Genomic DNA, 12,240 nt, shown 5'->3' on the forward strand with positions numbered 1-12,240 from the left:
AAAAAAATTTCGGAAAATAATAGAAAAAAAAATTAAACCCAAGAAAAAGGCCGGGTTTTTTTATTTTTCTTTTTTTTTTTTTTTGTCGGATGAAAACGGCTCCGATTATGTGGGAAAATTGAGGCTTTTTGCGTGTTTTCCCTCTCTGAAGAGGGTGCAAATCACGTCATTTTCTAATAGTTTTAACAATTTACAAAAACGTGAGAATGGCTTATTATAAGGCATAGAAGGCTTATTTTATGCTGTTTTCGTATGCTTTCTCCATTTTTTGAGAGTCTCTTTTTCGAGGCACATGAGGAGGAAAAATGATGCATCATCTGTTAAGTCCCGTTTTAGATCGACGTCTCCTTTTTATTGAAAGGCTGACGAGCCTTGCTTCGCCGCAACCGCTCAGCGAGTTGGCGCATGCTTTGCATACCAACAGCCGCACACTTGCCAACGACATCCTCGTCATCAATCAAAGTTGGCAGGCGGTAGAGATTACGGTTACCGGCGATGTGGTTTCGCTCGCCTACCGTCCCGGCTTTAACTTAGGCGATATATACCGCCTTCTATTGACGCGCGAGCCGATTTTTCGCCTGCTTCGCGCTCTGATTATGCATCCTGGAGTAGAGACTTCCGAATTGGCAAAGGAAGCCACCATGTCGGAGGCTTCCCTCTATCGCCATGTCAATTTTTTTAATGCGTCTCTCTTTCCCCAGCTCGGTATTTCCATCGCCTCTAATCCGTTTCGTCTGGACGGCGAGCGTCCCGATCTTCTCCTCTTTTCCTCGATTTTCCTCTTTAAGCAAAATCGCATGGATGATTGGCCTTTCGCAGACTATCCCCAAAAGGAAGTAGAGGATCTCGTCTCGCTTCTTTTCGATGCTACCCGTGTTTCTGTCCCCTTTTCCGAATTTCGGATGTTAACGTTCTATGTGGTGCTTTCCATGATTTGGGCAAAGGCATTCGGCGAGAAGGAGCCTCTTTCCGCAACGCCGCCTTTAGAGGAAATCTTAGCCGAAGGACACGCGCGAGACGTAATCGCGTCTCTTCCGCACTTGCAGGAGACGCTGGATGCGGTAAAGCCTTATGAGCCCATCTTTTCGTTTCCTATGACGTTGCCGTCGCTCATCTATCTCTTCTCCTTTTTCTTTCGCGACGGTTTTTTTCTTCATTACCACTCGTTTTTGGATCAAGCGGTTGTAGATCCGAAAATCAATACGTCCTTTTTCTACCTCACCAAAATCTTGGATGAGTTGGAAAGAAACTATGGCATCAAGCCGGAAAATCGCCATAAAATCCTACGCGAACTGCATAACACTTTATATTGCCGCTATATGGAGCCCGATACGGCACCCTTTTTTACGATGATGGATGACAATTTTCAAGCGTGGCTCGGACGAAGCGTAACCGGTCTACCGTTGGACTTGAAGGAAAAAATACGGGGCTACTTCTTGCACATGGATCTTCCCGTCATTGAGCCGCTTGTGACCAGCTGCGTCTTTTACGTGTTCGTCAAATGGGGACGGCTGCTCTATCAGCAATTATCGCCTGTCGAACCGGTGTCTCTTCTCATCGTTTCTTCTATCGGAACGGAACACGCACAGACGCTTCGCGATTTGGTTCGCATGGAGATTGATATCCCTCTTCGCGTCGATATTTTTTCTGGACTTCGTGTAGATGGAGCGAAACTTCTCCATTCCGGTTATGATGTCGTATGGTCCAATTTTTCCATTCCGGATCGGGAAACCGACCGAAACGGCAACCCCTGGAGCAAAGAAGCGAGCGAATTAGTACTGTATAATATCTATCCGAGCCAAAAGGAAAGTCTGTCACTTCGACACGCTATCGCTGCCAAAGCAAAAATGCACGAGGAGGGCTACTTCGTATGAAAGGTCTCATCAATAAGAAAATTGAACGTCTTCTGGATTTACTCACATGTTTTGAAATTCATGACGGACAATTGGATATGGATACCGCTTCCCGTGAATTGAACCGTCCTGCTACCTCACTCTTGATGGATATCCTGCAAGCCAATGCGCTTTTTGCTCCGCTTCTTGAGATTCGCCGAGAGAACCAATTGGAAATTCTCTACAAAAACGGAACGTCGTATCCGGATGCTTTTGCGCTGGTCATGAAGCAAGATCCGATCTGTTCCCTATTGGAGAAGGTGTTTTTTCATCCCAAAATGGATGTCAACGCCATGGCAAATGACTTATATGTCTCGAACTCCACCATCTATCGTTGGGTGGAACAGTTTAACGCTGCCGTAGCGGATTCTTTTTCGGTGCATCTTGATACACACCCGTTGGTATTGGGCGGAGATGAAGCCGAGGTGCGTTCGTTTTACACCAGTTTCTTTAAGGAACGCTATTCGTTTTATGAGTGGCCTTTTTCCTTTGTTTCCAAGCAGGAGATTTCCCTGTTTCTTGAGGATGCTCTGCCGCTGAAATATGCCAAAAACTTCCTTAATTATTATGAGTGCTTTCACATCCAGTTGGCCGTCAGCCTGCAACGCTTTTCGCAAGGTTTTCATCTTACGGATGAACATTTTGAAAACAATGCGCGGGTGCTTGCTGCAGCGGAGGCGTTTGCGTCAAATGCGGCGCACTATCCGTTTCCTTCTTTTCCCGTGGATCGCAAGGGTGACGATGTCCGCTTTTATCAGGAGCTTTTGGTTCCTTTCGTTGGCGACCGCGATGCAGAATCTTTTGCGGTTCTCTTGGACTTGACGGCAACGGATCCTCTCGTGAACACCATTTTTATCTATATTAATAAGCTCATCGCCAATCTCTGCCAAAAGTTTCCGATTACCCTCGATAATGAGAGCGACTTGACGCTCGCTCTCTACAATGCCCTCATCGGTACGTTCGGCAAGACGGTCAGCCGTTCCCTTCTCTATTCTCCCTATCGTATCTATCAGGAATCGATTCGCACGAAATTCCCTGCCGTCTGCAACCAGATTCTCGATATTATCCGCTCTCAAAACGCGATTTTCAATTTCCCCGTGGATGCTGATTATGTAGGCTACCTTTTCTATGTCATTTGGTCTACATGGGAGAATCTGAGCAATCAACTCATCCAAAAACCGCGAAAAATCAAGATTGTTGTCGTCAGCCGATTTTCCTACTTCCACACGCTTTCCCTGTGTTCCCAAATCCTGTTCTATTTTGGAAATTTGGTGGAGGTCACTGTTCCCAAGAAAGCCCCCATTTTTCTGGAAGCCATGGATCTATCGGATTATGACCTTCTTGTCTCCAACTTCAAGGTGGATGCTTGTCCCATCCCCTGTCTTCTCTGTAATGGAATTGACTCATACGCCGCTTATTCCGCTATGGCAAAAGCCATCTTTGATCTTGTTTGATGGTGTGGATGAGGGGTGTTTTTGTGGTGGTTGACCCTGGCAAATCGCGTTTTTTGGACTTTGCCAGGGGTTCGGTGCGCGATGTTGGAAAGGGGGATTTTTAGGAGTTTATCAGGGATGCTGAGGCGATGAGGTATTGAAGGGGTGTGCGTGACCCTGGTGAATCGGATTTGATGTTGGCGTGTGCGACCCTGGCTAATCGCGTTTTTGGGACTTTGCCAGGGGTGGAATGGGCGTGTGCGACCCTGGCAAATACGGGTTTTTGCGGTTTGACAGGGGTTCGGTGCGATGGTTGACCCTGGCAAATCGCATTTTTTTGACTTTGCCAGGGGTTCGATGCGATGGTTGACCCTGGCTAATCGCATTTTTGGGGCTTTGCCAGGGGTTCGATGCGATGGTTGACCCTGGCTAATCGCATTTTTGGGGCTTTGCCAGGGGTGGAATTGGTGTGTGCGACCCTGGCAAATGCGGGTTTTTGCGGTTTGCCAGGGGTGGAACGTGGCTGCGCGACCCTGGCAAATCGCATTTTTTCCACTTTGCCAGGGGTGGAACAGGGCTGCGCGACCCTGGCAAATGCAGTTTATTGCGATTTGCCAGGGGTGAAACGGGCGTGTGCGACCCTGGCTAATTGCGTTTTTGGGGCTTTGCCAGGAGTGGAATGGGCGTGTGCGACCCTGGCAAATGCAGTTTATTGCGATTTGCCAGGGGTGGAACGTGGCTGCGCGACCCTGGCTAATCGTGTTTTTTGGACTTTGCCAGGGGTTCGGTGCGATGGTTGACCCTGGCAAACTGCGTTTTTTGAACTTTGCCAGGGGTGATTGGGGGTCGACGACCCTGGCAAATCACTTTTTTGACTTTTGCCAGGGGTTCGGCACGATGGTTGACCCTGGCAAATCGCGTTTTCGGAGATTCTGCCAAAGCCAACAAAAAAACCTGGAAAAGTCGACTCGCTTCGACAATCCAGAATCATATACAGCACTCCATAACCGCGCCGCCAGCCCCATTTCCAGCGGCGCTCCGCTTTTCATCGTGCTAAATCTTCATTGCCGTTTCATAGGCCTGCCAGACGGCCGTTTTGATGTTTCCGACAGTGTCACAATCACCGATGAAATAGGTTTGAGAACCAGCGCTGTTCTTGTCCATCAAGGGAGCGGGACGATAACCAACGGCAGAAATGACGGTATCACACGGAATATCGTGGAGTATGCCGGAGGTATCTTTATACGTTACGGCATCCGCCTTCACTTCGACCAATGTCGATTCCAAATAGACGGGTACGTTGTGCAGAGCGAACCATTCCCGTAGATACGAGGAATTTGCCAAGCAAACACCTTCCGTGGCAATCAAATCCTCTTTCATTTCCAGAATAAAGGGATCCTTCCCCTGCAAAGCCAACTCATAGGCAATTTCGCAACCCGTCAGGCTTCCGCCGATGACCGCGACACGCTTGCCCACATTTGTAGCGGCGCATTGGTCGACGTCGAAGGCTTGGGAGACAGAGCCGATAATGCCGCCTTGCCCACCACAGCACGTTTTTTCCTCGCGAGAAAGCTCGCCTTCGTGGTGCGTTTCTTCTTCGCAACACAGTTCCTTGCGGCGTGAATCTTCCTCGCAGCATATTTCTTCGCGAAGCGATTCTTCCTTTCGGGACGCTTCTCCTTCCCGAAACGCTTCGATTGCGCGCAAGAAATCGGTTGCTTCGATGGTGCGATCGAAACCCGGAACGTGCGAAAGCGTAATGGGCTTGCCGCCGGTAGCGACAATGACAGGATCTGTACCGAAAGCGTGGATGGATGAAATCGACTGATTCAGATGAACGGGAACGTTTAGGCGCGTTATTTCCTGACGATACCAGGCTAAAAGGTCACGCATCGGCTTCTTGTAGGACTCCGCCGCGCCCGGAATGACTACGCCGCCGAGGCGATCCGTTTTCTCGTAAATCACCGGATTGTGACCACGCAGCTTGAGGATGCGCGCCGCCTCCATTCCGCCGATGCCGCCACCGATAATATGAACCGTTTTCGGCGCATTCGTCTTCTCTATGTAATGCTTGTCCCACTGCATGGTTTCCGCATTCACGGCGCAACGCGCTAAATGGAGAGAATCCTGCAATTCCTGCATATTCGGCGTTCCCTTCCACTTGCTCATGTTGAAGCACGCATTATGACAGAGAATGCAGGGACGAATTTCCTCGTTTCGTCCTTCCAGAATCTTTGTCACCCATTCCGGATCCGCCAAAAAGGCACGCGCAAAGCCGACGCCATCAAGCGTTCCGGCAGCCACTTCCTGTGCGCCAACATAAGGATTCATGCGTCCTGCGGCAACGACAGGAATCGTCACGACCTTTTTTATTTCCTTTACCTCCGGCAAATTACAATTTTCAGGCATGTAAATCGGCGGATGGCACCAATACCAAGCGTCATACGTGCCGTTGTCGCAGTTGAGCATGTCATAACCGGCATCTTGCAAATAACGCGCTGCCCAACGCGATTCGTCCATATCTCTGCCAACTTCCGTGTACGTTTCGCCGGGAAGGGCACCCTGACGGAATCCCTTCGTCTTGGATGCCACAGAATACCGCAGCGAGACCGGAAAATCTTCTCCACAAACGCGCTTAATCTCACGAACAATGTCCACCGCAAAACGGTACCGATTTTCCCGACTACCACCATAGGCATCTGTGCGGTGATTGATGTATGGTAAGGTGAATTGATCCAGCAAATAGCCTTCATGGACGGCATGAACTTCTACCCCATCGACTCCTGCGTTTTTTAGCAATTTTGCGGTTTTGCCAAATGCTTCGACCATCTGTTGTATTTCTTCGATGGTCATCGCGCGGGAAGGCACTTTATCCGACCAACGATTTGGGGCAGCGGAGGCGGATGCGGTAATCTTGTCCAAGTTCATCACAGGCTTGGACAAAAAACGCAAAACAGGGTTGGTGTAGAGCTTCTCCATCATCGGAGAAATGGTGAAGGAACGTCCGAATCCTGCCGTCAACTGGACAAACAGTTTTGCGCCCGTTTGATGGAATTTCGGCATCCATTTTGCCAGGTCGTCATACATGCGTTCATTTTTATATAGCCACTGCCCAAACATGGGATTATAGACCGGTTGGCACCCCGGCAGAAGCAGACCGACATGATTTTCCGCTACCGTCTGGATGAAGCGCGCGCCCATTTCGTCAAAGTGATTCTTTTCCATCCATCCCAGCAGATTGGTGCCGCCCATCGACGTGAGCACGATCCGGTTTTTGATTTCCACTTTACCAATCTTCCACGGCGTAAAAAGCGATGCGATTTCCTCCGGTGCCTTTTTCTCCATTGCTGTTATTGCGGATGTTTCCGTGGTCATGGTTTCCTCCTTTGTTGATGCGTATTGATGCCGATTCATTTCGTGATTTGTGCTTGTTTTTATTGATTATGTCCGGATGCGTGGCATTCCGTGCTTCTCGTTTGGTGAGACCAGCGTTAATTTTCCTTCAACAATCCCAATATGCAGAGGTTATACGTGGCACTCCCTTTGGTAACAGCATTGATTTTTCTTCCTTCCGGTCGAAAACCCACCTTTTCCATCACGCGTCCGGATGCACGATTGGGTTCGTAATACAGTCCGGTAATGCGGACAATATCCAACTGTTCAAAAGCCATACGGCACATTTCGGTTGCCGCCCATGTCATAATTCCTTTTCCCCAATAGGAGGTAAGGAGAATATAGCCGATATTGGCATCCCGACGGGACATGCCTTCGCCTTTTTCTACAGAAATGTTGCCGACAATTTTGCCGTCTACCACGATGAGTCGCCACAAGCCGGTTTTTCCCTCGTTTTCCGCGACCATATTGAGCCACCAATCCGCAGACTCCTCCGTATAAGGGTCGGGAAAACGGTCTGACAGGTAGGTTCGATCGACTGCATTACAGACTTCCTTCAATCCCTCTCTGTCTTCTGCTATCGGCGTTTTCAGTTTGATTTCCATGGACGCTCCTTTTTATCTATGTCGTGTGGGATTGGCGTATTCCGACACTTCACTTTTCCTGTATTTCTTTGCCACAAATATGCTCGATTTCAATTTGAAACATGCGAACAGCACGCCAATCCTTCTCTACGCTTTCTGTCACCATTTCCTCGTTCGGATAATACTTTCGGGCAAATTGCGTTAGCGCCGTTTTCAGCATTTCTTCGTCTTCGATAGCATGACACCTGCCAAAAACAACGCAACTCTGCACATAAGGAGCCCATTCTTCTTCTCGTATTGTCTCGTTTCCATAAACTGTAAAACATACCTTATCGGAGGCATTCAGCGCATCGACTTTGTATCCCGCTTTTGCGCTGTGAAAAAATATCTTCTGCCCCTCTTCTTCATAGAGATAATTCAGCGGAATAGCATAGGGATAACCTTCGTCGCCGTTCACCGCCAATACACCACGTCTGGCACAATGCAGCAATTCCTTTGCCTGCTCAATAGGCAACGCATTTTTCTTTCTTCGTAAAGGGCGAAACATACACTCTCCTTCCCAGATTTGTTTTATCTGTTCTTTTCGTGGGGTATTACCTGCCTGCGAATAGAGCATACTGTCATACAAGACGACGGCGCTATCCGTTTGCAGCATTCCTCGCGTGCGGATAGTGCATACCTCTTCGCAACAGATTCCACACCCAACCATGAATGGTACTTCTACTTTACCCCATCGTGTCGAACTTATCTCGTGCAATTAGGGGGTTGGGTGGAGGGATTTTGTGTTTAGATGTGGTTGGAGGGGTTTTGGAGGATGGTTGTAGGGTTTGGTCGTGCCCGGTCTTGGGGAAGGGAAAGGGGTGGGGTGGAACCATAATAAAGGTATGGAGCGGATGGAGATGTAGCTTCGGTGATGGGAAGGTTGACCCTGGCAAATGTAGGTTTTGAGGGGGTTGCCAGGGGTGGAGCTATGGTGGCGACCCTGGCAAATGTAGGTTTTGAGGGGGTTGCCAGGGGTGGTTGGGGTGCGTGCGACCCTGGCTAATGCACTTTTTGAGCGTTTGCCAGGGTTTCGAGGCGAAATTTGACCCTGACAAACTGCGTTTTTCGGTCTTTGCCAGGGGTGATTGGGGCGTGCACGACCCTGGCTAATGCACTTTTTGAGCGTTTGCCAGGGTTTCGAGGCGAAATTTGACCCTGACAAACTGCGTTTTTCGGTCTTTGCCAGGGGTGATTGGGGCGTGCACGACCCTGGCAAACTGCGTTTTTTAACTTTCGCCAGGGGTTCGGCGCGAAATTTGACCCTGGCAAATCGCGTTTTTCGACTTTTGCCAGTGGTTCGGTGCGAAATCCGACCCTGGCTAATTGCGTTTTTTGGACTTTGCCAGGGGTTCAGTGCGAAATTCAACCCTGGCAAAGACACTTTTTTACCGTTTACCAGGGTCGCTGCACAAATTTCACCTTGGCAAAGTCGCTTTTCTTCGACAGTTCATGGTCATATACTTGTTCTCCATAACCGCGCCGCCATCGCCATTCCCAGCGGCGCTCCGCCTCAACCGCGCCGCCATCGCCATTCCCAGCGGCGCTCCGCCTCAACCGCGCCGCCATCCCCGTTCCCAGCGGCGCTCCGCCTCAACCGCGCCGCCATCCCCATTCCCAGCGGCGCTCCGCCTCAACTGCGCCGCACTTCGCAGCGCATAGAGTTGGCAGCGTCACTCTGCGTAGCCTGCAAGAGTATTCCGGTTGTCAAGATGGCGCTACAGAATACTACAGGATAAAACTACCAAAGCGCTCCGTCTTCCGAAATGAGTCTTTCGAATGAAACGGCTTGAAACACCGGTGGAACAAATCATGTGCAATAATAAGGGTGCGACAAGGAATAAAGTTGAATGGCGGTAGAGAGGTGAACAATGAATGAACCAATGACAGCAAAGGAGACAAGTGAATATTTAGAGCTACTGAAAAAGCGCCTTGTTGCGCTGCAATTCAAGAAAATCTCCGGACGACTTGAGATTAAAACGAATGGTAAGCAACCGGAATACTTGTACTGCACGACGGAAAATGGCGTTAAGCGCCGCCGGTATATATCAAAAGCGAACCGTGACGAGATAAAAAAGTTGGCGCAGCAAATGTACAATAATCAGGTGGAGAGGGTTTTAAGTACCCTGTCAAAAAGGCGATCCTTATCTTCCGAGCAAGTCGCACAAACAATTGATCGCATATACCAAAATTTGCATCCTTTACGACAGAGGCTCGTCATTCCGGTAGAGGAAACCGCTGAGCAACAGTTCTCCGCCTGGAAAGCGAAACCGTACCACGGATTGCCCTTTCGAGAAAACGATCCGGAAGGTATCCTTACAAATAACAATGAACGGGTACGCTCAAAGTCCGAAAAAATATTGGCAGATCTCTTCTTCGCTCAGGGAATCTTCTACAAATATGAATGTCCATTGCTACTGCACGAAGAAAAGGTGTATTATCCCGATTTCACCTTTTACCATCCCATCCGTAAACAGGAAATCTACTGGGAACATTTCGGACGAATGGATTTGCCGGAATACGCTCTACGATCGATTACCAAAATTCGCACGTATGAACGCAACGGAATTGTTTTAGGCGATCGATTAATTGCCACCTTTGAAGGAGATAGTCTTATTCTGGATAGCCGTCGAGTGCAAACGCTCATTGATCGCTACGAATTGCGACTTTGCGCACGCTAAAAGGATTGCGCAAAGCCCGTCATCCAAGCGACAGGGTTATCTTTGACCACACGGGTTGTTTCTGATAAAGACTGTCCAAAAATGCGCACCTTATTTCTGAAAAAGACTATCCCAAAACACGCAGATTTTTTTCTGACAAAAGCTGTCCCAAAACACACGACTTATCTCTGACAAAGACTGTCTAAAAACACGCGACTCATTTTTTAAGATAGTCGCTCTCCTCAATCGTCTTGAGAAGATACGAAAGGTCGTCGTAACGGGAATTGTCAGAAGAAGAGCCCAGACTGACAATCAAAAACTCTTTTCCCCCTGTATGATAGAGGACGATCAGGTTGTAATGCCCTGCTAAAGATCCTGTTTTAATGCCTTTGACCTTTTCGTTGTAATAGGAATCATTCGGATCGAGAAATCGGTTTGTATTTTTCCAGGATTTCGTCGTTCCATCCGCCAACGTCGCTACATACGTGGACTGTGAAACAATCTTGCGAAACCAAGGTTCCTTCAACAGAATCTCGCACACTTGCTGCAGGTCGACCGCAGTCGTACTTCCTTCAAAATCATATCCGCTGGGATCAAACAAGCGGGTATCGGTCCACCCATTCTCTTGCAGGTGTGTGCGTAGGTCCTCCAGAAACAGGCGGATTCGTTCGTCGCTGGTGGAGGCGTCCGGATGCCGAAGACCACCGATATAATCCGCCACAACATACGCCGCATCATTTCCCGACGGAACAAGCATGGCAGCAAAAAGATCTCGCAAGGTATACGTTTCACCAGCTTGCAAATGGGCTAAGGAAGAACCTTCTTTCACATGAAGCAGGGGCTCCTCTTCAACGGTGATACGCGTATCCGGCGTAGCAATCGTTCGCGCGTATTCAATCGTAAATAGCTTAGCAAGGCTTGCCGGACTCTGTTTTTCTGTTTTCTGTTTTTCTGCAAAAACAGAATTATCGCTTCGATCGGTCAATAGCATCGCTTTTGCGTTGTATCCCATTTTCGCCGCTTCGCTGTGTCGATAGCGCCACGCAGAAAAGTCATCTTTCCACTCGCGAAAATGCTCCGGTTGTATCGCATAATATAAAAGCCCACTGACAGCAAGCAGAAAAACAAGAAGAAAAACAAATCGTGTTCTGCGCCGGTGAGAAGGACGTTTTTTTCGTTTGCTATTCTTTCTCATCCCTGATCCCCTTTCTTTAGCCGGAAAACAACCCGATGTCTATGCGTTCAGGCACTCTATACGCTCTTGCGCCTTTTGCTCTCTTGGCACCCCCTTGCGCGCTTTATTCCCACTTGCGCCCTTTTCTCCCTCTTGCGTCTTTTTGCGCCTTTGCGTTCATCGCTCTCTTTGCACTCCTTGGGCTCATGCCTCATGCCGCTCCATTTTATCAAAGCCCATTTTTCGTAAAGGCGTGAAATCTAAAAATAGTATTAAGATTTTCGCCTATCATGCCGACAGAAGGGTCGCTCGCGAAATGCGACCGCGCGAACGGCGAAAAATTCCACTGCCATGCCATCCGGAAAATCGCTCGCGAAACACAGCCACGAAACAGTGGAGAATTCCCCTACATCACGGGGAAAGAAATCAACGAAACTTGTGACCAAACCATAGATATTCGAGAGATGCGCAGCCGCAACATTGCAGCTCATCATTAGCGAACCATTAAAGAAAGGTTATCCGGCTTTTCCGATATTTTGTTCCGGACAGCGCAGGGAACCTATAAAATTGCCACTGGAAGGCGCGAAGAGTGAAAAAAGAGAAGAGGAGAAGAAGATTGTGGAGAAAGAAGAGCGCGTAAACGGGCATTTTCTGCGGTTTTAATTCCGAGTTTTTTCATCGGAATTAGTTGCATACGTCGGATAATTGGATTAAAATGAAGGGGAAGTGCAACAGATTCAAATGTTGTCAAGCGCGCGGTGAAATGGTAGTAAGGTGAAAACGTTTCGTTCGTGCGCAGGGTAGACAAAAAGGAGGAAGTATGGGATATCAGCTGACACAGGAACACGAAGCGCTCCGTAAGATCGTTCGTGATTTTGCGGAAAAGGAAGTCAAACCAATTGCTTTCCGACTGGATCAGGGCGAGGAATTTCCTGAAGAAATCGTGAAGCACATGGGCGAGATGGGATTATTGGGCATTCCGTACGAAAAAGAATACGGCGGTCAGGGATTAGACGCTATCAGCTATGCCATTACCGTGGAAGAGCTGTCTCGCGTGGATGGCGG

Annotated in this window: 12 protein-coding genes; 8 read left to right on the forward strand and 4 right to left on the reverse strand. The window is 48.8% G+C overall.

Annotated elements, in window-relative coordinates; translation table 11 throughout:
* Positions 1-305: 305 nt before the first annotated feature.
* From RDL68_RS04870 to RDL68_RS04885, 4 genes are all read left to right on the forward strand, one after another.
* Positions 306-1,874 carry a helix-turn-helix domain-containing protein gene (locus RDL68_RS04870; protein ID WP_308540560.1) on the forward strand — a complete coding sequence of 523 codons (1,569 nt, stop codon included), beginning with the start codon at positions 306-308 and terminating at the stop codon, positions 1,872-1,874.
* Positions 1,871-3,346 carry a helix-turn-helix domain-containing protein gene (locus RDL68_RS04875; RefSeq protein WP_308540561.1) on the forward strand — a complete coding sequence of 492 codons (1,476 nt, stop codon included), beginning with the start codon at positions 1,871-1,873 and terminating at the stop codon, positions 3,344-3,346. Before RDL68_RS04870 ends, RDL68_RS04875 begins: the two co-directional genes overlap by 4 nt.
* 146 nt (positions 3,347-3,492) lie before the next feature.
* On the forward strand, positions 3,493-3,642 hold the full coding sequence (locus tag RDL68_RS04880) for a hypothetical protein (protein WP_308540562.1): 150 nt from the start codon (positions 3,493-3,495) through the stop codon (positions 3,640-3,642).
* A 93-nt stretch (positions 3,643-3,735) separates the two neighbouring features.
* Positions 3,736-4,125 carry a hypothetical protein gene (locus RDL68_RS04885; protein WP_308540563.1) on the forward strand — a complete coding sequence of 130 codons (390 nt, stop codon included), beginning with the start codon at positions 3,736-3,738 and terminating at the stop codon, positions 4,123-4,125.
* A 253-nt stretch (positions 4,126-4,378) separates the two neighbouring features.
* Here RDL68_RS04885 and RDL68_RS04890 read toward each other — a convergent pair whose 3' ends face one another.
* The 3 genes from RDL68_RS04890 to RDL68_RS04900 all read right to left on the reverse strand — a co-directional run bounded on the left by RDL68_RS04890 (position 4,379) and on the right by RDL68_RS04900 (position 7,849).
* Complete coding sequence (locus RDL68_RS04890; protein ID WP_308540564.1) at positions 4,379-6,700, reverse strand: FAD-dependent oxidoreductase; 2,322 nt, start codon at positions 6,698-6,700, stop codon at positions 4,379-4,381.
* A 116-nt stretch (positions 6,701-6,816) separates the two neighbouring features.
* Positions 6,817-7,323, reverse strand: a complete 507-nt coding sequence (locus RDL68_RS04895) for a GNAT family N-acetyltransferase (RefSeq protein ID WP_308540565.1) — start codon at positions 7,321-7,323, stop codon at positions 6,817-6,819.
* A 49-nt stretch (positions 7,324-7,372) separates the two neighbouring features.
* On the reverse strand, positions 7,373-7,849 hold the full coding sequence (locus tag RDL68_RS04900) for a pyridoxamine 5'-phosphate oxidase family protein (RefSeq protein ID WP_308540566.1): 477 nt from the start codon (positions 7,847-7,849) through the stop codon (positions 7,373-7,375).
* A gap of 366 nt (positions 7,850-8,215) precedes the next feature.
* Between RDL68_RS04900 and RDL68_RS04905 the strand changes: the two genes are divergently transcribed.
* From RDL68_RS04905 to RDL68_RS04915, 3 genes are all read left to right on the forward strand, one after another.
* Positions 8,216-8,347, forward strand: coding sequence for a hypothetical protein (locus RDL68_RS04905; protein WP_308540567.1), 132 nt, complete (start codon positions 8,216-8,218; stop codon positions 8,345-8,347).
* A gap of 196 nt (positions 8,348-8,543) precedes the next feature.
* Positions 8,544-9,080, forward strand: a complete 537-nt coding sequence (locus tag RDL68_RS04910) for a hypothetical protein (protein WP_308540568.1) — start codon at positions 8,544-8,546, stop codon at positions 9,078-9,080.
* 132 nt (positions 9,081-9,212) lie between these two features.
* Positions 9,213-10,022: a hypothetical protein gene (locus RDL68_RS04915; RefSeq protein ID WP_308540569.1), complete on the forward strand. Its 810-nt coding sequence runs from the start codon at positions 9,213-9,215 to the stop codon at positions 10,020-10,022.
* A gap of 196 nt (positions 10,023-10,218) precedes the next feature.
* Here the strand turns inward: RDL68_RS04915 and RDL68_RS04920 are convergent, their stop codons facing one another.
* On the reverse strand, positions 10,219-11,196 hold the full coding sequence (locus RDL68_RS04920) for a serine hydrolase (RefSeq protein ID WP_308540570.1): 978 nt from the start codon (positions 11,194-11,196) through the stop codon (positions 10,219-10,221).
* A gap of 799 nt (positions 11,197-11,995) precedes the next feature.
* Between RDL68_RS04920 and RDL68_RS04925 the strand changes: the two genes are divergently transcribed.
* Positions 11,996-12,240 (forward strand): acyl-CoA dehydrogenase family protein (locus RDL68_RS04925; protein ID WP_308540571.1); only part of this gene is annotated, 245 nt, incomplete at its 3' end.

The sequence above is a fragment of the uncultured Murdochiella sp. genome (assembly GCF_902488755.1).
Classification (GTDB): Bacteria; Bacillota; Clostridia; order Tissierellales; family Peptoniphilaceae; genus Murdochiella.

Bases quoted from the DNA above. Each gene is read 5' to 3' on its own strand.
- RDL68_RS04905 (WP_308540567.1), top strand. From the start codon at position 8,216: ATGGGAAGGTTGACCCTGGCAAATGTAGGTTTTGAGGGGGTTGCCAGG.
- RDL68_RS04900 (WP_308540566.1), bottom strand. From the start codon at position 7,849: ATGTTTCGCCCTTTACGAAGAAAGAAAAATGCGTTGCCTATTGAGCAG.
- RDL68_RS04915 (WP_308540569.1), top strand. From the start codon at position 9,213: ATGAATGAACCAATGACAGCAAAGGAGACAAGTGAATATTTAGAGCTA.
- RDL68_RS04875 (WP_308540561.1), top strand. From the start codon at position 1,871: ATGAAAGGTCTCATCAATAAGAAAATTGAACGTCTTCTGGATTTACTC.
- RDL68_RS04890 (WP_308540564.1), bottom strand. From the start codon at position 6,700: ATGACCACGGAAACATCCGCAATAACAGCAATGGAGAAAAAGGCACCG.
- RDL68_RS04870 (WP_308540560.1), top strand. From the start codon at position 306: ATGATGCATCATCTGTTAAGTCCCGTTTTAGATCGACGTCTCCTTTTT.
- RDL68_RS04885 (WP_308540563.1), top strand. From the start codon at position 3,736: ATGCGATGGTTGACCCTGGCTAATCGCATTTTTGGGGCTTTGCCAGGG.
- RDL68_RS04895 (WP_308540565.1), bottom strand. From the start codon at position 7,323: ATGGAAATCAAACTGAAAACGCCGATAGCAGAAGACAGAGAGGGATTG.
- RDL68_RS04920 (WP_308540570.1), bottom strand. From the start codon at position 11,196: ATGAGAAAGAATAGCAAACGAAAAAAACGTCCTTCTCACCGGCGCAGA.